Origin of the sequence: Chloracidobacterium sp. (genome assembly GCA_015075585.1) — a bacterium.
GTDB lineage: Bacteria > Acidobacteriota > Blastocatellia > Pyrinomonadales > Pyrinomonadaceae > OLB17.
In genome coordinates this window covers 1678590-1699639 of record JABTUB010000001.1, presented here as the reverse complement: position 1 = coordinate 1699639, position 21050 = coordinate 1678590, and the positions used below count along the sequence as shown (strand labels likewise).

The following is a 21050-nucleotide window of genomic DNA, read 5'->3' as shown; positions in this document are numbered from 1 at the left end:
GCTGCTTTATTTAATAATTTCCGGCTGATAAACTCAAGCTTTTGCAGCAGATGCAGATGAGCATCGCAGAACTATCAACAAAAGAAAAGGCCGGCCGAATGATGTTCATCGGTATCGGCGGGCCGGAACTTGATGCTGCGGCATTGGAGCTTCTTGGCGATATAAAGCCGGGCGGTGTGTGCCTTTTCGCACGTAATATCCGTGATGCAGGGCAGACGCGTAAACTTCTTGACGACATACGCGCTGTGCTGCCGTTTGAGCCGTTCTTAAGCCTTGATCAAGAAGGCGGCACTGTCGATAGGCTACGCCGTGTGCTTGCTCCGATGCCTGCCGCAGCAAAGATGCGTAACGCGGATGATGCCAGTACGCTGGGCAATATCATAGGCGAGGCGATCTCGATCCTCGGTTTCAATACGGATTTTGCACCGGTAGTCGATGTTATTGATCATCAAAGGTCTTCGGTCAGCAACGGGCTTCACAATCGTGCATTCGGCTTGTCTGCCGACGATGTGATACGGTTCACAACAGCATTTCTCGAAGAATTAAGGCGGTGGAACATTCTTCCTTGTCTAAAACACTTTCCCGGCCTCGGTGCGGCAACGAGCGATTCGCACGAGGAATTGCCTGAGGTCGGGATCGACGATGATGAACTTTTCCGTGTTGATCTGGCACCGTATCGAGCTTTGTGCAGCAAGGCCGGCCGCGGCTTTGTGATGTCGGCACACGCAGCGTTCCCTTTCTCAAAGTTGCAGGAGACCGATCAACGTGGCAAACTCATACCGTCTTCATTGAGCCGCAATTTTGTGACCGGCCTGCTGCGCAACGAACTCGGATCTGAATCAATTGCGGTGACCGATGATCTTGAAATGGGGGCGATCCTGCGCAATTTCGGCATCGGCACGGCAGCAGTAATGGCCGTAAATGCAGGCGAAGACATGCTGGCCGTTTGTGCCGGTGCGGAAAATATACGGGAAGTCAGGGACACGGTCGTGTCGGCCGTAGAACAAGGCCGGATCGCCTCGCGTCGCGTAGATGATGCTGTCGAACGCATCGAGGCCGCCAGGCACGGCCTAAAACCTCCCGCAAGTTTTGATGAAGCCCGGCTTAAATATATCACTGCCGAGATCGCTGCATTTACCAAAGACCTTGACGGATAGGAGGCTCGACCCGATTTGAGAAAACTGATCTTAATTGCACTTGTTCTGGCTCTGATCTCTACTGCTTCGACCTGTAGAAAGCGGGCGACGGACACGGTAACAATAGCCCTATCGGAGAAATTCTCTACCTTTGACACCATAACCTCGACCACATCTGATGCTGCCGCCGAGCGCGTCAAGAACCTGATGTTCAATGCACTGGTGAAGAAGGATGAGAATTTCGATTACGTCGGGGAGCTTGCCAAAGATATCCAAACTTCGCCGGATGGTACCGCGATCACATTCATCCTGCAGGATAATGTGAAGTTCCATAACGGCACCGATCTTTCCTCTGCGGATGTCAAATACACCTTTGATCAGCTTTTCGAAAGCAAGGGTTACAAATCCGGAGCATTCTTTGATACGGTCCCCGCTGACAAGGTTGACGCCGCGAAGGCTCCCGCTGATGCTCCTGCTGCGAATACGAACGCTAACGGAGCAGTGAAGCCCGCCGAGGCTCCAAAGACCAAGGCCGTTCCGCACATTTTGTCGATCGAAACGCCCGATGCTAAAACGGTTGTATTCAAGATCGCACGGCCATCGCTGCGGAATCAGCTTCTTTCGAATTTGGTTGCGGTTCCGATCATTCCGAAAGATTCGGCGGCAAGGCAAAAGGATTCGCCGATGGGAACAGGGCCGTTCAAATTCGTCAGCTTTGATGCGAGCCAGAGCATCGTTGAGCTTGCCGCGAATCAAGAGTATTGGGAAGGTGCGCCAAAGGTGCCGAAGATACGCTTGAAGACCCTGACCGACGCTAATTCGCTTCAGGCCGAACTTCAACGCGGTGATGTCGATCTGGCTCCGAACCCGAATAACATCTCGCCGGACACGATCAAGGCGTTCACACAAAGCCCGACGTTGAAGGTTGAGCAGTCGGACGGTTCAAATGTCCAGTATCTTGTTTTCAATTCGCGCACTTCCCCGCTGAAAGAAGCTAAACTCCGCCAAGCGATCGGCTATGCCATCGACCGAAAAAAGATCGTTGCCGAACTTCTGTTCGATCAGGCAAAGGTGGCTGATTCGATCCTGCCGCCGCAGTCGTGGGCATTCAGCCCGGGCACCACATACAGCTATGATCCGGAAAAGGCAAAACAGCTGATAAAGGAAGCCGGTTACAACGGCGAACCGATCATTTTCAAATACGGTTCGGGAAATCTGGCGGTAAATCAGTACGCTCAGGTCATTCAAAGCTCGCTGAACGAGGCAGGGTTTAACGTCCAAATTCAAACCATTGAGGCCAATACGGCCCGTAAAGAGGTTGCTCAGGGCCTATACGGGATCTATACAGGCGTTTGGATCGGCGGCAACCAAGACCCGATATTTTTGCGCGATCTCTTCGCAACCTCGAAGATCCCGAGCGGAACGGTAAGCTGCTGCAATCGGAGTTTCTACTCGAATCCCGAATTCGACAAGGTTGTCGCGGATGCCGAGAACGAGGCCGACCGCGGAAAGGCAAAGGAGCTGTATCAAAAGGCATGGCAGATCGCCAGCAGCGACCTGCCGCTGCTGCCGCTTTGGTATCCGGCGAATATTGTTGTTGCGAACAAACGCATCGGCAACATAAAGATAAATCCGAGCGGCGATTGGGGCTTTATTCGAAATATTACCGTTGACCAATAGTGCGGTAGAACTTGACAATGCCCGTTCACAGGGTAGAATTATCATTTGCCACGCGGGAATAGCTCAGTTGGTAGAGCGCAACCTTGCCAAGGTTGAAGTCGCGAGTTCGAGTCTCGTTTCCCGCTCCATCTCTTTCGGGTAGGCAGTTCGCAGTCGGCAGTCGGCAGTGTTTTTTAGATCTGCAAAAAGCCAAATGCCAACTGCCTACTCGCATCTTAGGGCGGCGTAGCCAAGTGGTAAGGCAGAGGTCTGCAAAACCTTTATTCATCGGTTCGATTCCGATCGCCGCCTCCAAAACCACTCCGATCCGTCGTTGTACTGACCGCTTCAATATAGTAGGCTTTTAAGAGAACTCTTGATAGAAGCCATGCAAGCGATCAAGAAACCCGTCAGCAAGAAAGGCGGAGTTCCCCGGACACGGGTCAGCCGCTGGCGTGCCGCTGCGCTCATCACGGTCAATGTCCTGATCGTTGCTCACATCATACAATGGCGGCTCACCGGATATACGGTTTCGCCGGTCGAACCTGCCGAGGCAATGTACACGCTACAGCGCGGTGCGATAAATGCGGGCGTTATCTTCTTCAGCCTCGCGATACTCACGACGCTGGTACTCGGCCGCTTCTTCTGCGGCTGGGCGTGTCACATGGTGGCGCTGCAGGACTTTTGCGGATGGCTTCTTTCCAAGATCGGAATGAAGCCGAAGCCGTTCCGTTCGCGTCTCCTCATATACGTTCCGTTCTTGGTGGCGTTCTATATGTTCGTATGGCCGCTGGCCGTACGATTTTTTACAAAGCCGCCGACCGAGCGTTTGATCCCTGAATTCTCGAACCAACTGATGACGACCGAATTTTGGGCATCATTTCCGCCTGTCGGCGTGGCAATTCCCTTCTTGTTCATCTGCGGATTTATGACCGTTTGGTTCCTCGGATCAAAAGGTTTCTGTGCGTACGCCTGTCCCTACGGCGGCGTTTACCGGCTTGCGGACACGCTTTCGCCGATGAAGATCCGCGTAACGCCGGCGTGCGACCAGTGCGGGCTTTGTACTGCGGTTTGCACATCGCACGTTCGTGTTCATACTGAGGTCGATCAGTTCGGCATGGTGGTCGATCCGAATTGTCACCGAGCGATGGATTGCGTGGACGTTTGCCCCCAGGATGCTCTCTATTTCGGTTTCGGAAAGCCGACCATTGCTATTAAGGGCCGCAAATCACTGAATAAGAGCTATACGCTAACTTGGCCCGAAGAGATCCTCGGTGTTTGCGTCTTTATTCTGAGTCTGCTTGCCGTCTGGGATGTATATCATTTGGTTCCGATGTTCATGGCAGTCGGAACCGCGTTGGTTACGGTTTATCTGACGCTGACGCTTCTCCGTCTGATCGAATTTCCCGATATGTCATTCTATCGCTTTAGCCTTAGGTCAGCCGGTAAATTTAAGATCGCGGGTTTCGTGTTTCTGATCTTTGCGGTGTCGTGGATCGGCCTTAACATTCACAGTGGCTGGGTTCACTTTAATGAGCGCACGGGAGCCGGCGCATTTGAAAAGATCACTGTCCCGGATGAACTCGTTCTTGCCCAAGCTGACCCTGCTCAGTGGCTTACACCGCTTGACCGCGAGAATATCACGAAAGGCAAGCAGCGTTTTGACCGTGCCGCGGCCGCGGCGTTGTTCGTGAACGATGAATCGCTGACAAAGCGCGCATGGCTCGAATATTTAAGCGGCAATACGGAACGTGCGGTCGAGCTGTTGGGTTACGCGGCAACCCGCGTATCAGGGCGTGCGAAGGCGTTATCGCTTTATTATCGCGGCTCGATACTTAATCGCCTCGGACGCTACGACGAAGCGCTGGCCGATCTCGACAGTGCTATCGCCGAACGCCCCGATCTGGTGCTCGCGCGCGTCGAAAAGGGTGAGTCGCTTTGGCTGCTCGGACGGCAAAAGGAAGGTTTGCAGGAGTGGGCAGCCGCCGTAAATGACGATCCGCGCTCAGTACTTGCAAGGCTTATGCTGACAGGAGCTTCGGAATCATTCGGCGATATGCAGACGGCTTTGGCCAATGAACGCGCCGCGGAGAGGGTCATTCCCGACGATCCTTACTTCCACTGGATGCTTGGCCTTCGGCTCCAGAATGTCGGTATGGATGACCTTGCCAAGAAGCACTTCCGGCGCTCGATACAACTCGATCCGCAGTTCCGATTCAGGCGTACAACAGCTGATAAGTCTATATGATCCGTTTACGTTCGGGTTTTTGAGGTTTGGCTTTGACCGGCTGAGTGCTAAAAGATCCGAGCATATCCTTAAGGACATGATCGATCACCAGTGGGTCAACGAGCATATCCAAGTGATCAAATCCGTGCGGCCGTCGAGTGATACTTAACGTCGAATTATCCGGAAGATCAGCAGTTCTCACCTCACTTTCTGAACCCGCCTCGAATCGGCGCACTCTTGACAGCGTTGTGCAGACAAGATCTTTCTTCACCGACTTTGACACAGTACCAGCAACACAAAAAAGGCTGCTCGATATCGGCACCATTCCGTCCGCATCTCCAAAGCGTTTGCCGAGAGCGTTAACCAAACCGACATTTGCGAGAGCTAGCATTCTGTGGCGGTTATCGCTGCCGCTCCCGAATTTGAGATCAAGCAGCATGGCGGCAAGTTCAAAACTGCTGAGGGTTGGCGACACAATGCCTGAATACGCGATCAACTTTGAGGAATATGGTGCAAAGGCAGCATTACGTCGAGCGAGGGCCGTGTTTATGTCGGTCGAGCTGATGCTCAGTTTGCGGTCGAAATTGTCCCACCGCAGGTCAGATCGGTTCGCTGCGGTCGCCGCAGGCCCTGAACGCCAGTAGATACGATGCAGGGCATCATACGCGGCGTTCAGTGATGCCGGAACGAATTTGCTCATTGTTTCCGTGTCGTTCGCCGCAGGCGTTCCGTGGTGCGGTGTTGCAAGCGTGATCAGCCCGAGCGTAGTGTCGCCGCCTTTTTTGCCTTTCCATTGTCCGCTTCGATGCACGGTCTCGGCCATATACGCCGTCGCGATGATACCGCCCATGCTGTGAGCGACAATTACGTGCGAACGATCCGGCAGACGGTCGTCAATGAGGTCGCGGAGTCTTTCGGCCAAGACGCTCACAGGTTCGCGATCGCTGCAATATTGAAATAAGTAAGGTGTGAATCTCGCCGCCGCCTGCTTGTCGTTCTCAAAAGCGGCAAGGAGAGCATCCCAGTAATGGGCATCAGCGTTAATATCGGCGTCATCCGGAACACCTTCGTGCCCGTGGATCAAAATTAGCGGCGTCTTTGCGGCATCCTCCTTTCCGGCAGGAATCATGGACACAAGCGGACCTTCGCGGTCGCTGCAAACGGCAAATGTGCCGAGTGTTCCGAAGAGCAGAATAAATAGGACCAGCAGCGGCCGATATATCATATGTTACCTCGATCGTGTATTTATCTCTTCCAAAACCGCATTTCCCGGGCAAAGAATGTCTCGCCCGAGCGTGTTAAGCGGAGCCGATGTTGTGTTTATGATATCGTGCAGCTCACGCGAATCTTCGTTCATATACAGCAGGCCGGTTAGGATCTCGCCGTTTTGTTTTGAACGCTGAATAGCATTGATAGCCGAGATCCTATCCATCGGATCCCAATCCTTTGCCAGCTTATGCAGGTGGATCGTCGAGCCGTCGTGCATAAGCAGATCCTTTACACTGCCTGCTTCGTAAGTCGTAACGATCTCTTCAGCAAAGGGCACAAAATCAATGGTCGATGTCGCTTCCACATGCTGGCGAACGTAGTCATACGACTTGGTCGAGCCGACGTTATTGTTGAAAGTCACGCATGGGCTGATCACGTTCAACAGAGAAAAGCCGTTGTGCTTCATTGCCGCTTTCAGTAGCGGGATCAACTGCTCCTTATCGCCGGAGAAGCTTTGACCCACGAAAGTTGCCCCGAGTTCGATGGCAAGGCCTGCAAGGTCGATCGCCTGAAAGAGATTCTCATGGCCGGATTTATTGATCGAACCGACATCCGCCGTAGCGCTGTCCTGCCCTTTCGTCAGGCCGTAACAGCCGTTATTCATCACAATGTAAACCATTTTTAGGTTGCGGCGAATAACGTGTACGAATTGCCCCATGCCGATCGATGCCGTATCACCATCGCCCGAGACGCCGAGATAGATCAGGTCGCGATTTGCAAGATTCGCCCCCGTTGCGACCGAAGGCATGCGGCCGTGGACCGAATTAAACCCGTGCGAATTCGACAGGAAATATGCGGGCGATTTTGATGAACAGCCGATGCCGGAAAGCTTTGCCACCTTGTGCGGTTCGATATCAAGCTGCCAACAGGCTTCTACGATCGCGGCATTTATCGAATCATGGCCGCAGCCGGCACACAGTGTACTGAGGCTGCCTTGATAATGGTCCACCGTGAAGCCGAGCTCGTTCTTCGGCAATGAAGGATGTCTGAATGTTGATCTTACGTAGGTCATTTAAGTTTAAGTTTATTCCACTCTTCCACTGTGATATCGCGACCAAGGATTTCACCGGCCTCACGCAGCATCATTCGAAGTTGCGGAACTGAATACTCTAAATTCGAAGGAACCGTCAAGCGATGATTCTCAAATAAAAGAAACTGATGTCTGGAACCAGAATATGGTCCGTCAAAACCGAGTCGCCGAAGTCTGCGAATAAAATCGCTTCGCTTACACGGGTGCCACTGGCTCATAAGCGGGTGTGTGATTCAAGTTGATGTTTGAAAGTACCGGTAACTCATGACCCAGCTTAAGACCAACGAGAACCCAATCTTCCAGCGTTGAACGCAATTCGCTTTCACATTCACGTAGAGTAGCCGCAAACGCCACGACCCCTTTACAGGATGGGATTCGCCCGGAAAATGTATTGTCTTCCAATTTGTCATACTCAGCTTCTTGGAGAGCAAGTTCCACGTAATCGCTCAAAATGTAGTTTCCTGACATATCAATATCCTAACATTAACCGAATACCAATGCTTCGCGAAGCGTGACACGAAAACTTTCAAACAACTCTCCACGGGTTCATTCCTGAAAATTCACTCCCGAAATTCTCTCGACCTAACTGATTCACCAATCGCCGTCCTGCTTAACAACTACTGTGTATTCGCCTTTCATCACAATTTTATTCTAGCATGCAGAATACCCGCTCGATTCCACAACGTCTCCAAATCACATACTTCATCAATATTAGGTAAGGAGATCTCAGAAAGTTGCTGTCCCAAATATAAACCACGAATAGTTGGAATCACATCCTTTGTAAGTAGGCATGCCTTATTTGCAGATCTCACTTTCGCCGTTCTTTGAGAAAGCTGTAAATACAGCACTCTGACGAAAAGAAAGAGAGAAACTAATGTCGTCGAAATACTCTAACCCCTATTATTACTATATCTTGACCTAAAGACGCCCCCATATCTGTCTAAAAATATTATCCGCGGTGATCGGCATTCCGTCGTAGTTCAGCACGGGAATGAGTTTTTCGGATAGGCCACTCGCTATCGCTCCGGGTTCTGACAAGGCGGTGCCGAGTTCGATCATCATCAGACTGCGGAATTGAGCATCTCGATTTTGTTCGATGACGAAGATGCGGTCGTGTGACGCGACAAAATCAGCGAATGCCTTACCGAAAGGAAATGCTTTCGGCCGCATGGCGTCGAGAGCGATACCTTCTGCCGCAAGCATTTCGATCGCTTCTTCCGCCGCATATATCGACGTGCCGAAGAAGATCACGCCGTCGTTTGAGCACTTTTCCTCCTGATAAAAATGCGGCTGCGGAACGATCTCCTTTGCGGTGTCCCATTTCGTTGCGAGACGATCCATATTGCGCTGGTAGGCAGCGGCGTCTTCCGTGTATGCGGCATATTCATTTCGCGACGAACCGCGCGTCGTGAATGCACCGCGCTCGACGTGAGTGCCCGGCGTTGTGCGATATGGTATTCCGTCGCCGTCAACGTCCAAATAGCGGCCCCATTTGCCGTCGAACTTTGTCCCATTCGAATAGATCCCATCAAGCTGTTCTGCCGTGAGCACCTTTCCGCGGTCGTATTCGCGGCTGTCATCCCATTCGAGAGCGTCCGTAACGTGATCGTTCATTCCGAGGTCAAGATCGGTCATAACCATCACGGGCGTTTGCAGCCTTTCGGTGAGGTCGAAAGCAAGTGCTGTCATTTCAAAGCATTCCTTTGGCGTGGACGGCAGCAGCAGCGGATGTTTTGTATCGCCGTGTGAAGCGTATGCGGCAAGCATCAGATCGGACTGCTGAGTTCGGGTCGGCATTCCGGTAGAAGGACCGGTTCGCTGCACGTCAATAAGCACAGCGGGTATTTCAGCGAAGTAGCCCAGCCCGAGGAACTCATTCATCAGGCTGAGGCCCGGGCCGCTTGTCGCCGTAAAGGAGCGGGCTCCGTTCCAGCTTGCCCCGATCACCATTCCGATCGCGGCCAGCTCGTCCTCAGCCTGGACGATCGCAAAGTTATTCGTGCCGGTTTCCCGATCGACGCGATATTTCGAGCAGTACTTTGAGAATGAATCGACTACGGATGTTGACGGCGTGATCGGATACCACGCTGCAACGGTCGCGCCGCCATAGACCGCACCGAGTGCACATGCCGCATTGCCTCCGTATAAGATCTTTCCTTCCAGAAGGTCACGGCGCTCGACGCGCAGATCGAACGGGAATTCAAAATTCTCCTTTACGTAATTGACTCCGAGATTCAGCGCATTGATATTCGGCTCGATCAGCTTTTCCTTTCCTTTGAATTGGTCGGCGATAAGGCCTTCCAGCACCGGAAATTCAATGTCGAACAGCGTTGCGAGGGCGCCGATATACAATATGTTCTTGAATAGCTGCCGCTGCCGTGCATCGCGATACTCGGCGTTGCAGATCTCGGTCATCGGGATGCCGAGCATCGTAACGTCATCGCGAGAGAAGCCGGGCGGAAGCGGCTTTGTGCTGTCATAAACGAAGTATCCGCCGCTTTTTACATCCGCCAGATCCTGCTTGATCGACTGCGGATTGACCGAAACCATCAGATCGACACCTTCCCGGCGGCCGAGGTGACCTTTTTCGGAAACACGCACCTCGTACCACGTCGGCAGGCCCTGGATATTTGACGGAAAGATGTTCTTGGGTGTTACGGGAATTCCCATCCGAAAGATCGCGCGCGTGAACAATGCGTTGGCAGATGCCGAACCTGTACCGTTGACGTTCGCGAAGCGAACCACAAAATCATTTATTTTCATCGAGTTGGAACGCGATCAGGACATAAGTGAACGCCGCTGTATGCTGCGGTTTAGCCCGATCGATGAGCCATAAAAATACCGTTGATAGAATAACGCAGAAAGCAGCATCTTCAAATGTTGTTTACCCGTTCTGATCGGTACATCCTGCCTTTTTCCGGATAGCAAATACGGCGTGAACGGCATGGCTCTTGAACCGAGTTCATTTTAGATGAAAAAAAGAGTGCAGTTTATGCGCTGCATCATATATTGCGGTATCACTGTCTGAAAGAATGAGAGTGAACAAATGTTTGACGCGTGGAGGGCACCGGCAGATCGGGCCGCCACGCGAAGGAAGAATGAGGTAATTAAAATGAAACTTGAACCGACCCGAACCGTTGCAGATTATGTTGTGAACTTTCCGCCATCGAAGAGGGTTTTTGAGAAACTTGGAATTGACTACTGCTGCGGCGGCAAAAAACAGATCACCGAGGCTTGCAGCGATACCGGCGTCGAATTCGAGACGCTGAACGAACTATTTGAAAAAGAGGCGAACAGGCCGCAGAACACGGAGAGCGGCACGGCTGAACTGGATTTCAATGCAATGTCGCTGGCGGCACTTTCGGATCACATCGTCCGCTGCCACCACGATTTCACGCGCGAAGAAGATGCACGCATAGCCGCATTGCTCGACAAGGTGTGCGGTGTCCACGGACGCAATCATCCCGAACTGCTTCAAGTGCGTGAGGTCTTTTCACGCCTGAAGTCGGAACTCGAAGCTCACATGCTCAAGGAGGAGCGTATGTTGTTCCCGTACATCGCCCTGATGGAGAGTGCGTTCGGCTTTGGTCTGCCTTGTCCGCCGGCACCATTCGGTTCAACGCGAAATCCGGTTGCCGTCATGATCAGCGATCATGATGCGGCGGCGGAGATGCTCAAGGAGATCCGCGAGCTGACGGATGACCTTACGCTGCCCGGCGACGCGTGTATGTCGTACAGGTCGCTTTTTTCGGCACTTGGCGGCCTCGATAAGGACATTCGGCAGCACATACACCTCGAGAACAACATTCTCTTCCCGAAAGCGATCGCAATGGAGGATGCAGGCGTTCCCGAAGGCGTGCAGGAGATGCAGGAGGCAGCTTGCGGCTGCGGGCATAGCCACGGTCACGGCCATGCACACGGACATGCGCATGCACACGGACACGGCGGCGGAGGCTGCGGCTGCGGCTGCGGAAGCGGCCACGGGCATGGTGTCGTAACGATCAGTGAAACCGATCCGGGCCCGGCAGTACAGGCGTCAGGCCATGCGTGCGGCTGCGGCGGCCATCACTAAAGAGCAAAACCCGATATCCCACTGCACATAAAACAAGGCGTCGTCATCGTCGAAACGACCTCGAATGATGAAGACGCCTTTTATGATCGTACATTTTTGCGCGGAGCGTCGCGGCCGATCAGAATTCCCTGCGGATGCGTTGATCGCATTTCTTGCAGTTCAGCGATTGGCCAAGCCGCGAACGGCGGCCTTCTTCGGTGAGCACCCATTCGCGGACGCGAAGCGGCGGATCGTGCCGCACGTGCTGGTAGTGCCCGCATTCGAGCATTGCGACCCAATGTCCCATTTCATCCATAATAAAACTTGTAATGACACGCTGCACGGTTCCCTCCTTTTCGTGATCCTATGTTCTTAAGTGTGCTTCGAGCCGATCGGTGTCGCCTATCATGATCTTTCCGCGCTCGATAGTGATGTCGCCGATCTCGGCAAGATGCCGGATCGTGCGGATGGCCGTTTCGGTCGTGAGGCCCGCCATTCTGGCGATGTCCTCGCGGCGGAGTTTTATCTTAACCGGCGGCGGATCATTCGCCGCATTGAAAAGGCGTATCAACACGCCTGCGATCCTTTGCTCCGCAGAGCCGCCCGCGAGGGTGCTAATGAGTCCTGTTTTCTGCCGCAGCATTGCCGACATCCAATGCAGGACTATCAGTGAGAATTCCGGGCTTTCCTTTAGTAATTGAAAAAAATCGTCGCGGTGGAGCAGTAGAATCTCGGACTCTTCTAGGGCATAGGCCGACGCAGGATAGACATCGCCGTCAATGACCGGAGGCACCGCGAACATCTCGCCCGCACCAAAGATACCGATGATGACCTCCTTTCCCGCATCGGGAAACTGCACCATCTTCACACGGCCACTGACAATGATCGGCAGGTAATCAGCCCGTTCTTCGGCAGCGAAAAGCTCTTCGTTCGGATGATAGGCCCGCCGTCGGCCGTATTTTGTCAGCGATCCCTTTAACGCCTCACTCGCTGCGGTCAGTATCGGCTCGGCCCTCTTCGATATCTTCATCCGATTAAGATTTTCTCACGAAACCTCGGAAAAACCAGAATTGCCGAACGGACTTCAATTATTCGAAGATCGGTTCCCAAAGCTCGACCTTGTTGCCGTCCGGGTCGATTATCCACGCGAATTTGCCGTTCTCATGGGTTTCCGGGCCTTGGATGACCTCAATGCCGGAAGCCGTAAGCTGTGCGACCATTTCGTCCATATTATCGATCCGGTAGTTGATCATGAACGAAGAGTCGCTTGGTGCGAACCATGCCGTATCGTGTGCTGCCGCATTCCAGACGGTGATGCCGCCGTCCGGAGCCGCGTCACTTTCCCATTTAAGGATCGCACCGCCCCAAGGCTCCAACTCGAGGCCCAGATGCTTTGCGTACCACTCCGAAAGCTCGGTATGATCCGTCGCACTCTTAAAGAAAACTCCGCCAATGCCGGTTACTTTTGCCATAACGTCGATCAATGGGGCCTATTCAGCCGCAGCTCTCCTTTTCGTCTTCAAATAAAAATATCGTGTAACAAATACTGCGATCTGCGCAAGCAGGGCGATGCCAAATCCCGTTTGCGGGCCGAAGAAGTACGTCAATGCAACCCACGAGGACGCACCAAGGATGGCCCAGACGATGCCCATGTACATCCAGAAGCCTGTGAGTATTGCGAGCGGGATAAATACCATCTGCGTGAACTGCTGGTATTCGGCCGCCTCTGCCACCGGCTGATAAACGTACCCGAGCACCGGTATCACGGCGACAAGGTGTACGATGCGAAGGATGACGCGTTTTGCGCTTGGTTTCATCGGTGAACACCCTCACTCGATTAGAGCGAAAATGAATGAACTAGACGACCGGTTTTGTAAATCCGACGTGCAGCGGCTCGATCAGTTTAGCGAACTTGATCAACCGTTTCTCTGAGTTGATCGGTCCGACGACCTGCACTGCGATTGGAATGCCCTCGCTATTTAGCCCCAGCGGGATAGTAAGCGCAGGGTGTCCGGTTGCGTTAAAGACGACGGGATAAAGGAAGTTGTCCCAGTAATCGACATTTGTCCCGTCAACGGATATGGGCGAGTGCTCAGGGTTGTGCTTAATGGCGGGAACGGACGCTACCGGCATTATCAACAGATCATATTTAGTAAAGAATTTTTCCAGTTCCCTTGTCTGCTCTTCGCGACGCCGAATGTAATCATCATACTTGGCTGCGTCGAGGTCCGACATGCGGTCGAATACCTCGGACAGATCTATTCTGTGATTGTCTGCTTGCTTGAACTCACGAATGGCGAATTGCCTTAACAGCCAGGGCACCTTCTCAAACATCACATAGATAGCGAGCATCCGGTGCATCGCGACCATCTTGTCAAAATCGGCAGGCTGATCTTCGGTGACGGAGACGTTCGCCGAGTTGAGAGCCTCCGCGAATTTTCTCAGCCTATCCTTGATATCCCTACTGACAAGAATTTTGTCATTGCCAAATTTCCATTCGTCGAAATACGCGATCCTATAATCTTTAAGATCGTCTTTCGGCTCGAGCATCTTCGCCTTCTGCTCGGGCCAATTGTTCATAATAGCGTTCCAAGCGAGATCGATATCATCGACGGTGCGAGCGATCGGGCCGGCGACCATCATCCGACGGTATTTAGGATTCCCGGGTTCACCGGGAAACTGATTTGCATCAGTCATGCTGCCGTCAGTAGTCTTGAGGCCGTAGAGTCCGCAATTGGCTGAAGGGATACGGATACTGCCGCCAAAATCTCCGCCCAGAGCGATCGGAGCAAAGCCCGAAGCGACCGACGCCGCGCCGCCGCCCGTGCTGCCACCCGGAGTTCGCGTGAGATCGTAGGGGTTGTTTGCCCGAGGATATATTTCACCGATCGTCTGCGCGTCAAACAACATCTTCGGCACGTTGGTCGTTCCGAGTACGATCGCGCCTTCATCGATAAGGGCGTCAACGACACCGGCATTTTTAGCGGCCACAAAGCCCTGAAACATCTCTGCATTCACTGTTTGGGGCTTACCCTTGACGGCAAATTCTTCCTTTATGCTGACAGGCACGCCCTCGAGCAACCCGAGAGGTTCGCCCTTAGCCACCTTTTCGTCCGCTTTCTTCGCGGCGTCGAGCGCCTCTTGTTCGAACAGCCAAACGAATGCGTTCGTCTTGTAATTGTTGTTCTTGATGTAATTGATGTGTTCCTGAACGATCTCGACAGAGGTTGCCTGCCTGTTCTTGATCATCGCAGCAAGCTCGGTTGCCGGTTTGAAAATAAACTTGCCCGCAACAGGCAGTTCCTTTTCGGGCTTTTCAAAAAGCTCTGCCTGCAAAACAGGTTTCTCGCCGATCGGCTTCGGTATCAGTGAGTAAACATAGATGCCCAAGCCAACCGCGGTCAGCAGGATGACTCCGATCACTACGCCAACCCACTTCAATATCCTGCGTATTTTTGACGACATTTCTTTTCCTTTACCGTCGTGTTATTAGGTCTTTTGCAATATCTTCTCCATTTTCGTCGATTTTGCAAGCTCGTCCACGCGTTTGTTGAGAAATCGCAGCTCTTACATCAGCCGGTCCTCGATAGTTTCGACGTGGACACCGCCGACGACGCCGGTGATCAGCGAGGCGTTCGGGTTCCACTTCGGAGCTTTTTCGTAAAAATCACGCATGCTCGTTCGTTTCTCGATCTGTTTCTCCAAACCTTTTTGCGTGTATCCTGTCAGCCAGCGAATGACCTGATCGAGCTCAGCTTTGGTTCGCCCCTTTGCCTCCGCCTTCTTTACGTAATGCGGGTACACACCCGCAAAACTCATCGCGAAAACCCTTTCCCAATTCGAATTCATAAGTTCGTCCCGGTGAAACAGCCCGAGTCAACTTTCCATAAATTGCCTCCAGCTTTAGCTGGAGGAATGAGGGAAAAAAAGAATCGGGCTTTAGCCCAACCAATCTCAAGCCGAAGCATCTTTGTGTATTTCAAAACCAGTCCTCGACAGAAACTCCGAAAACTCGTCTTCCGATGAAACCCTTTGATGATGTTTTTCTTGATCGGCGAGGTATTTACGGACCGATTCAAGATTTGATTCGCTCACAGATGCAACGAAATACTCGTCTTGCCACTCGAAGCATCCCGACGGCCCCTAAACATTCCCCCGCCGCGCCGTCTCCTGCTGCGACAACCGGCCAAGGCTCAGGATAAACAGAGCACTCGCGGCGATTTAGGCGATTGTGCTTAAGGATTGTGTCATTGAGATTGTCGCTACCGTTCTCGGTTTTTGCAGGTTGTGATTAACGCCCGCTACTTAGCCTTCCGATGATTCCGAAAATGCCGATGATATAGGTCGCAATCATCCAGGCTGTCGCAAACTTCACACCTCTCTGAGCGGCAGCGAGATTACCGGCATCGGCTACTTGTTTTGCCCGATAGGCCATGTAAGTAGCGACAGCCCCGCCCAGACAACAAAAAAGAATGCTGATTGCACTGATTACAAGGATTGTATTCGCTTGTTTGGAAACAGCGGCAAGTTCGGTAGCTTCTGACGCAGCCTGTTCGGGAAGCTTATCGTCGAGATCGAGAATTGGCATGTTCAGTTACGATATTTATCGACAATCACTAGAGAATTCGCCACCATTTGAAATAATGGACGACTCCTTTCAAAGGTTGCTACCTATTCGGCTCTCGTGTCTTCAGTTCCGCCAGCGGCAAATTTCAGGAAAATTAAGCGGTTGTTGTAGAGGATGGCATATTGAAGCGTGCGCATCGTCATGCTGAAATCCAAACGCTCACCCCGCTCTTCGAGTACCCACATTCCCCCGTTCGATCCTTCGAGGGTTATCGGCTTGCTCTCGAGTATTTTTGCGCCGTCAGGAACGAAATCCTTGAGATTTCGGGCGGAGAATAGCTCGTCAATATCACGTTGGGTCACGCGCACTCCCTTTGGCGGCGTGAATTGTTGAACCATTATCAGAGCGGCGACATCACTCCGGCCATATTCGGCCTTAAAGAATTGCACCACGTTGGGTCGGTTGCCCTCACGAGCCATCCAACTCATTGGAACCTTGATTTCGAGATTTAACCCTTTTGCCTTCGGGTGGTTCGCCGTACTGTACGTTCTCGTAAAGCCTCGCATGAATTCTAGTCCAGGACTCTTTCTAAAATCCGGGTTAAAGGAAAGAAGTGTTTCCTTAACTGGCGTGTCGATATCGCCCTTAGCTCTCGAAGAAACCCTTGCAATGAAATCTCTCGCAACGGATTCCGTTATAGAGGTTGCGGGCAGTTTTTTATCGAACTCGTCCTTCAAACGCTGCCTGACGGCGTCGCTGAATTGTTCTCCTATTGCAGTACAGGACTTCCCGAACGTGACACTGAAAGCCGCTTCAGCCTGGTAGAGCGAAACGCCCAATGAGGGGAAATCACGTCGAATCTGATCGAGACTTCGTTGCTGGCCTAAACAATATCCGTACGTCTGAAAGAGTTCCCGGTTACGTGCTTCGGGATCAGACGTGTTGACCTGAGCTACGGCGGTGCACGCTAGGAGAGCAAATATTAGACAGAGACATACCTTCATTATTCCCTCCTAAAGGCTAAGGCGTCTGTTTCTTCGGTGCTTTTTCGACGTGGGACGCTGAAATCCACGCAGCTAGTTTGCCGGGGTCGGCGGAATAGACGTTGCGGACGATGCCGTCGAGGGTGCGGACGATGACCATTCCTTGAGGGACTTTCGCTGCATCGTCGGCAGTGGCCTGGACGTGTTCGGCGGTGGCCGGGGCAGTTGTTGGGAAAGTCGCTTCGAACGCGGCTTTACCGAACCGCGTTTCGCGGCAATTAGCCACGCCATTTACGGCGTGGTAATGATCGCTAAGATTTTCATAGGGCGTTTTAACGTCCTTCTCGCGCCGCTTTAGCATCATAGCTCGTGATCCTTTCAAGGCGTTCGTGAATCGCGCCTTTTCGGTGGTGTTCCTTTTGGTTCTTTATAATATATGCTACAACCCATTGCAAGTCCCGTGTTCCGAACGTAACAATCCCATAACCACGCTGCCATTCCAACGCTTTCGGCTGCACCTCGTGATTGATGTAATATGAACTGCCGCCTTTTAGTTTTCCTATCCAATCCGAAACGAGGATGTTTGGTTCGAGACTTATGCCGATATGAACGTGGGTTTCGATTCCGCCGATCGCGTGAAGATAGGCTCCGGGAGTTTCAATGATCTTGTGTATCAGAAAATGATAGAGACGGTCCTCGATCCGCGGCGTAATCATCGGCAGATTATTTTTCGTGTGCCACGTGATGTGTAAATTGATCTCGGAATATACGCTGTCTGACATTTACTTTCTTGCGTTTTTTTTAAGGACGTTAAAACGCCCTAAAATAGGATTCTCGGCTTCCTACCACGTCCTAAAGGCCGTGGCTAATTGCCCTTCGGGACAGATCCATCTGATTTCGAGTGTCGATTAGCACTGTGTTCCGCTAATTTTTACAGGGAACGCGAATAACCACACTTCATTCGACATAAAACTAAGCGGCGCCGTTTCCATTCCTTTCTATCTGCACCAGATTACCTACCACCGTCGGGCCGTATTTGATCTCGCCGGCTTTGGTGACGTTGTACCAGAAGGCCTGCATATCCCAGGCGGCGGTGGGGCAGCGTTCGGCACAGAGGCCGCAGTGGAGGCAGACGTCTTCGTCTTTGACCATGACGCGGCCGGTCTTCAGGCCGTCCTGAACGTAAATGTCCTGTGCGGTGTTGAGCGCGGGAACCTTAGTGCGTTTCCGAAGATCGTCCTCGTCGCCGTCAGGAATGAACGAAATGCAGCTTGTCGGGCAGATATCGACGCACGCATCACACTCGATGCACTTCGGCGCGTCGAAAACGGTCTGCACATCACAATTCAGACAGCGTTGTGCCTCCTCATAACCCGTCAGCGGATCGAAGCCAAGTTCGACCTCCTTCTTTCTGTCCTTCAGCGTGAGATCTTTCGGCGCCTGCGGCACGACAAAGCGTTTGTCGTGATCGATCGTGCTGTCGTACGCCCATTCGTGAATGCCCATCTTCATCGAATGAAGGTTGACAAACGGCGAGGGCCTGTCGGCGACAAGGTCTTTACCGCTGCAGAACAGATCGATCGATATCGCGGCTTGATGGCCGTGCGCGACCGCCGTGATCACATTCTCGGGGCCGAACGCCGCATCGCCGCCGACAAAGACCTTCGGATGCGTCGAGCGGAAGGTCGTTTTGTCAACGACCGGCAGTTCCCATTTGCCGAATTCGATGCCGATGTCGCGTTCAATCCAGGGGAACGCATTCTCTTGCCCAACCGCTATCAGGACGTCGTCAGCTTCGTAGAACACGTCAGGCTCGCCCGTCGGGACGAGCGAACGCTTGCCGTTCTCGTCGTATTTGGCTTCTACTTTCTCGAATGTCATGCCCACGAGGCGAGGAGGAGACCCAGTCGCTACCGCTTCCGGTTCTGACAAGACGAACGCCTTGGGCACGTGGTTGTCAATAATGGGAATGCCTTCGTGCATCGCATCCTCTTTTTCCCAAGGGCTTGCCTTCATCGATGCAAATGGCGAACGCACGATCACCTTTACATCTTCGCCCCCAAGCCTGCGTGCTGTTCGGCAGCAGTCCATCGCCGTGTTGCCGCCGCCAAGCACGATCACACGCTTGCCGATGCTCTTTGTGTGTTCAAAGGCAACGTTGGCGAGCCAGTTGATACCGAGGTGAATGTTGGCATCGCCTTCCTGACGGCCCGGAAGCTCCGGCAGGTCGCGCCCTTTCGGTGCCCCCGAACCGATGAATACGGCGTCATAATCACCGGCAAGCAGCTCCTTCATCGACGATACGTAATGTTTGAAGTGCGTGTGAATGCCGAGCCGCAGAATATATCCGACCTCCTCGTCCAACACTTCTTCCGGCAGGCGGAATGCAGGTATCTGCGAACGCATAAAGCCGCCCGCTTTTCGCTGCTCATCATACAGATGTATCTCGTAACCTAAGGGTGCAAGGTCGCGCGCGACCGTCAAACTCGCCGGCCCGGCACCGATCAATGCGACCTTCTTGCCGTTCGGCGTGAAAGGCCCTTGCGGCATATACGGCAGCACCTCATCACGATTGTCCGCCGCAACCCGTTTCAGGCGGCATATCGCAACCGGCTGTTCTTCGACGCGGCCGCGCCGGCACGCAGGCTCGCAAGGCCTGTCGCAAGTTCGCCCCAGAATGCCGGGAAAGACGTTCGAATCCCAATTGACCATATACGCTTCGGTGTATCGCCCGGCAGCGATCAAACGGATATATTCAGGCACCGGCGTATGCGACGGGCAAGCATATTGGCAATCGACGACCTTGTGAAAGTACTCAGGATCTTTGATATTCGTTGGTTTCAATGAAAAAAGCCCTTCTATTGATGGAAATGTGACACGAATATGATAATTGAACGGAAAATTATTTTCTAGCAAATACGGCCTGCAAACTGTATGATTTAGTTTGTCGCGGCATGCTCGGCCGCACATGTCCATCCGAAATGCAGAATCTTGCCCCGTCAGTTGAGTCCGTACTCGGCTTGCCTGAGTATCTTGCGTATATCGCGATCTTTGTCTTTGGAGCCTGCATAGGCAGTTTCCTGAATGTAGTTATTTATCGAGTGCCGAATGAAATGTCGCTGTTTCCGTCGTCGAAGTGCCCGGCGTGCGGCAAAGCGATCACGCCATGGTATAACGTGCCGATACTAGGCTGGCTGATGCTTCGCGGTAAATGTGCCGAATGCCGCGGCGGTATCTCGTGGCGTTATCCGGCGATCGAACTTCTCACCGCAGTGCTTTTTTGCGTCGTTTATTGGAAGATCGGCTTCACGCCGTATTTTGCTCTAGCGCTGGCATTTACGGCAACGATGATCTCACTGATCTTTATCGATGCCGAACATATGATCCTGCCGAACGTGATCACGTACCCGATGTTCGTGATCGCACTGCTCGCCCGCATTCTGTTTCCTATCATTTTTACCGGCTTTACGTTCTCCGACACGCAATATGCTCCTGTTTCAATGCTCGGTACGTGGCCTGCGTGGGCGCTGAGCCTTGCCGGGGCATTATTCGGTGCTTTGATCGGCGGCGGCTCGCTTTGGCTCGTCGGAGCCGTTTGGAAAGCACTTCGCGGCGTTGATGCAATGGGGCTAGGCGACGTGAAGCTGCTGCTTGGTATCGGAGCTCTACTTGGCTGGAGGCTCACGTTATTGACGATATTCATCGGAGCTTTAACCGGCGCGCTTGCCGGCATTGGCGTTGTGTTGCGACAAAAGGATCGCGACCTGCAAACACAGATACCTTTCGGCATTTTCCTCGGCATCGGTTCTGTTATCTCAATGCTTTGGGGTGAGCAAATGGTGAGTTGGTATTTAGGCAGATTCTAGTCGATACCGATTTCAGCGCATCTGACGCAAAGGGTGCTCCCGCTCTTAAGGATAGCCTTGTCAGCCGGGACCCAAACCGAACACCCCGAGCAGTTAACAAGATGAACAGACTGTTTTGAACCGCCCGAAGGTTGAAGCGAAGCGTTCTGCGCGGCCGCACCGGTAAGCATTTTTGCAAATCCGATGATCTGCGCGATCTGCCTGCGATACTTGACCGCCGTCAAGCCAAGTAGCACCAAGACGACAGCAAATATGAACAAGG

Annotated in this window: 20 protein-coding genes, 2 tRNA genes and 1 pseudogene; 7 read left to right on the top strand and 16 right to left on the bottom strand. The window is 52.7% G+C overall.

What is annotated here, in order from left to right; genetic code table 11:
• Positions 1 to 56: 56 nt before the first annotated feature.
• The 5 genes from HS105_07855 to HS105_07835 all read left to right on the top strand — a co-directional run bounded on the left by HS105_07855 (position 57) and on the right by HS105_07835 (position 5043).
• Positions 57 to 1157, top strand: coding sequence for a hypothetical protein (locus tag HS105_07855; GenBank protein MBE7516502.1), 1101 nt, complete (start codon positions 57 to 59; stop codon positions 1155 to 1157).
• Between the two features lie 15 nt (positions 1158 to 1172).
• Positions 1173 to 2816 carry an ABC transporter substrate-binding protein gene (locus tag HS105_07850; GenBank protein ID MBE7516501.1) on the top strand — a complete coding sequence of 548 codons (1644 nt, stop codon included), beginning with the start codon at positions 1173 to 1175 and terminating at the stop codon, positions 2814 to 2816.
• A 52-nt stretch (positions 2817 to 2868) separates the two neighbouring features.
• Positions 2869 to 2944: transfer RNA gene (locus HS105_07845), tRNA-Gly, on the top strand.
• A gap of 91 nt (positions 2945 to 3035) precedes the next feature.
• A tRNA-Cys gene (locus tag HS105_07840) sits at positions 3036 to 3110 on the top strand.
• A 73-nt stretch (positions 3111 to 3183) separates the two neighbouring features.
• Positions 3184 to 5043, top strand: a complete 1860-nt coding sequence (locus tag HS105_07835; GenBank protein MBE7516500.1) for a 4Fe-4S binding protein — start codon at positions 3184 to 3186, stop codon at positions 5041 to 5043.
• Here HS105_07835 and HS105_07830 read toward each other — a convergent pair.
• From HS105_07830 to HS105_07815, 4 genes are all read right to left on the bottom strand, one after another.
• Complete coding sequence (locus tag HS105_07830; GenBank protein MBE7516499.1) at positions 5036 to 6247, bottom strand: alpha/beta fold hydrolase; 1212 nt, start codon at positions 6245 to 6247, stop codon at positions 5036 to 5038. The genes HS105_07835 and HS105_07830 overlap by 8 nt on opposite strands.
• A gap of 3 nt (positions 6248 to 6250) precedes the next feature.
• The gene (locus HS105_07825; GenBank protein MBE7516498.1) at positions 6251 to 7303 is read right to left on the bottom strand and encodes a 2-oxoacid:ferredoxin oxidoreductase subunit beta; all 1053 of its coding nucleotides are present in this window, start codon (positions 7301 to 7303) and stop codon (positions 6251 to 6253) included.
• Between the two features lie 213 nt (positions 7304 to 7516).
• The gene (locus tag HS105_07820) at positions 7517 to 7789 is read right to left on the bottom strand and encodes a type II toxin-antitoxin system HicB family antitoxin (GenBank protein MBE7516497.1); all 273 of its coding nucleotides are present in this window, start codon (positions 7787 to 7789) and stop codon (positions 7517 to 7519) included.
• 450 nt (positions 7790 to 8239) lie between these two features.
• Positions 8240 to 10084, bottom strand: a complete 1845-nt coding sequence (locus HS105_07815) for a 2-oxoacid:acceptor oxidoreductase subunit alpha (GenBank protein ID MBE7516496.1) — start codon at positions 10082 to 10084, stop codon at positions 8240 to 8242.
• 349 nt (positions 10085 to 10433) lie between these two features.
• On the opposite strand from HS105_07815, the gene ric reads away from it, so the two are divergent.
• Positions 10434 to 11393 (top strand): iron-sulfur cluster repair di-iron protein, encoded by a 960-nt coding sequence (gene ric, locus HS105_07810; protein ID MBE7516495.1) that lies wholly within the window; start codon positions 10434 to 10436, stop codon positions 11391 to 11393.
• A 118-nt stretch (positions 11394 to 11511) separates the two neighbouring features.
• On the opposite strand, the gene HS105_07805 is transcribed toward ric, so the two are convergent.
• The 11 genes and pseudogenes from HS105_07805 to HS105_07755 form a co-directional block, all read right to left on the bottom strand.
• The gene (locus HS105_07805; GenBank protein MBE7516494.1) at positions 11512 to 11715 is read right to left on the bottom strand and encodes a DUF3565 domain-containing protein; all 204 of its coding nucleotides are present in this window, start codon (positions 11713 to 11715) and stop codon (positions 11512 to 11514) included.
• A gap of 21 nt (positions 11716 to 11736) precedes the next feature.
• Positions 11737 to 12402, bottom strand: coding sequence for a Crp/Fnr family transcriptional regulator (locus HS105_07800; GenBank protein ID MBE7516493.1), 666 nt, complete (start codon positions 12400 to 12402; stop codon positions 11737 to 11739).
• Positions 12403 to 12460: 58 nt separating this feature from the next.
• Positions 12461 to 12844 (bottom strand): VOC family protein, encoded by a 384-nt coding sequence (locus HS105_07795; protein ID MBE7516492.1) that lies wholly within the window; start codon positions 12842 to 12844, stop codon positions 12461 to 12463.
• An 18-nt stretch (positions 12845 to 12862) separates the two neighbouring features.
• Positions 12863 to 13189: a hypothetical protein gene (locus tag HS105_07790; GenBank protein ID MBE7516491.1), complete on the bottom strand. Its 327-nt coding sequence runs from the start codon at positions 13187 to 13189 to the stop codon at positions 12863 to 12865.
• Positions 13190 to 13229: 40 nt separating this feature from the next.
• Positions 13230 to 14837: an amidase gene (locus tag HS105_07785; GenBank protein ID MBE7516490.1), complete on the bottom strand. Its 1608-nt coding sequence runs from the start codon at positions 14835 to 14837 to the stop codon at positions 13230 to 13232.
• Positions 14838 to 14861: 24 nt separating this feature from the next.
• A pseudogene (locus HS105_07780) lies at positions 14862 to 15221 on the bottom strand (DUF2200 domain-containing protein).
• Positions 15222 to 15663: 442 nt separating this feature from the next.
• The gene (locus HS105_07775) at positions 15664 to 15960 is read right to left on the bottom strand and encodes a CD225/dispanin family protein (GenBank protein MBE7516489.1); all 297 of its coding nucleotides are present in this window, start codon (positions 15958 to 15960) and stop codon (positions 15664 to 15666) included.
• Between the two features lie 83 nt (positions 15961 to 16043).
• Positions 16044 to 16943, bottom strand: coding sequence for a hypothetical protein (locus HS105_07770; protein MBE7516488.1), 900 nt, complete (start codon positions 16941 to 16943; stop codon positions 16044 to 16046).
• Positions 16944 to 16959: 16 nt separating this feature from the next.
• Positions 16960 to 17286 (bottom strand): hypothetical protein, encoded by a 327-nt coding sequence (locus tag HS105_07765; protein MBE7516487.1) that lies wholly within the window; start codon positions 17284 to 17286, stop codon positions 16960 to 16962.
• A complete protein-coding gene (gene tnpA / locus HS105_07760) occupies positions 17255 to 17704 on the bottom strand; it encodes an IS200/IS605 family transposase (protein ID MBE7516486.1) in 450 nt (149 codons plus the stop codon). The genes HS105_07765 and tnpA overlap by 32 nt, the downstream gene beginning before the upstream one ends.
• A gap of 190 nt (positions 17705 to 17894) precedes the next feature.
• Positions 17895 to 19766 (bottom strand): FAD-dependent oxidoreductase, encoded by a 1872-nt coding sequence (locus tag HS105_07755; GenBank protein MBE7516485.1) that lies wholly within the window; start codon positions 19764 to 19766, stop codon positions 17895 to 17897.
• A 137-nt stretch (positions 19767 to 19903) separates the two neighbouring features.
• On the opposite strand from HS105_07755, the gene HS105_07750 reads away from it, so the two are divergent.
• Positions 19904 to 20788: a prepilin peptidase gene (locus HS105_07750; GenBank protein MBE7516484.1), complete on the top strand. Its 885-nt coding sequence runs from the start codon at positions 19904 to 19906 to the stop codon at positions 20786 to 20788.
• Here the strand turns inward: HS105_07750 and HS105_07745 are convergent.
• Complete coding sequence (locus HS105_07745; GenBank protein MBE7516483.1) at positions 20785 to 21048, bottom strand: hypothetical protein; 264 nt, start codon at positions 21046 to 21048, stop codon at positions 20785 to 20787. The genes HS105_07750 and HS105_07745 overlap by 4 nt on opposite strands.
• Positions 21049 to 21050 lie beyond the last annotated feature (2 nt).

Coding starts and splice junctions, on each gene's coding strand:
- HS105_07800 (MBE7516493.1), bottom strand. CDS start 12,402: ATGAAGATATCGAAGAGGGCCGAGCCGATACTGACCGCAGCGAGTGAG.
- tnpA (MBE7516486.1), bottom strand. CDS start 17,704: ATGTCAGACAGCGTATATTCCGAGATCAATTTACACATCACGTGGCAC.
- HS105_07795 (MBE7516492.1), bottom strand. CDS start 12,844: ATGGCAAAAGTAACCGGCATTGGCGGAGTTTTCTTTAAGAGTGCGACG.
- ric (MBE7516495.1), top strand. CDS start 10,434: ATGAAACTTGAACCGACCCGAACCGTTGCAGATTATGTTGTGAACTTT.
- HS105_07770 (MBE7516488.1), bottom strand. CDS start 16,943: ATGAAGGTATGTCTCTGTCTAATATTTGCTCTCCTAGCGTGCACCGCC.
- HS105_07855 (MBE7516502.1), top strand. CDS start 57: ATGAGCATCGCAGAACTATCAACAAAAGAAAAGGCCGGCCGAATGATG.
- HS105_07765 (MBE7516487.1), bottom strand. CDS start 17,286: ATGATGCTAAAGCGGCGCGAGAAGGACGTTAAAACGCCCTATGAAAAT.
- HS105_07790 (MBE7516491.1), bottom strand. CDS start 13,189: ATGAAACCAAGCGCAAAACGCGTCATCCTTCGCATCGTACACCTTGTC.
- HS105_07815 (MBE7516496.1), bottom strand. CDS start 10,084: ATGAAAATAAATGATTTTGTGGTTCGCTTCGCGAACGTCAACGGTACA.
- HS105_07825 (MBE7516498.1), bottom strand. CDS start 7,303: ATGACCTACGTAAGATCAACATTCAGACATCCTTCATTGCCGAAGAAC.
- HS105_07820 (MBE7516497.1), bottom strand. CDS start 7,789: ATGTCAGGAAACTACATTTTGAGCGATTACGTGGAACTTGCTCTCCAA.
- HS105_07830 (MBE7516499.1), bottom strand. CDS start 6,247: ATGATATATCGGCCGCTGCTGGTCCTATTTATTCTGCTCTTCGGAACA.
- HS105_07750 (MBE7516484.1), top strand. CDS start 19,904: ATGCAGAATCTTGCCCCGTCAGTTGAGTCCGTACTCGGCTTGCCTGAG.
- HS105_07785 (MBE7516490.1), bottom strand. CDS start 14,837: ATGTCGTCAAAAATACGCAGGATATTGAAGTGGGTTGGCGTAGTGATC.
- HS105_07835 (MBE7516500.1), top strand. CDS start 3,184: ATGCAAGCGATCAAGAAACCCGTCAGCAAGAAAGGCGGAGTTCCCCGG.
- HS105_07775 (MBE7516489.1), bottom strand. CDS start 15,960: ATGCCAATTCTCGATCTCGACGATAAGCTTCCCGAACAGGCTGCGTCA.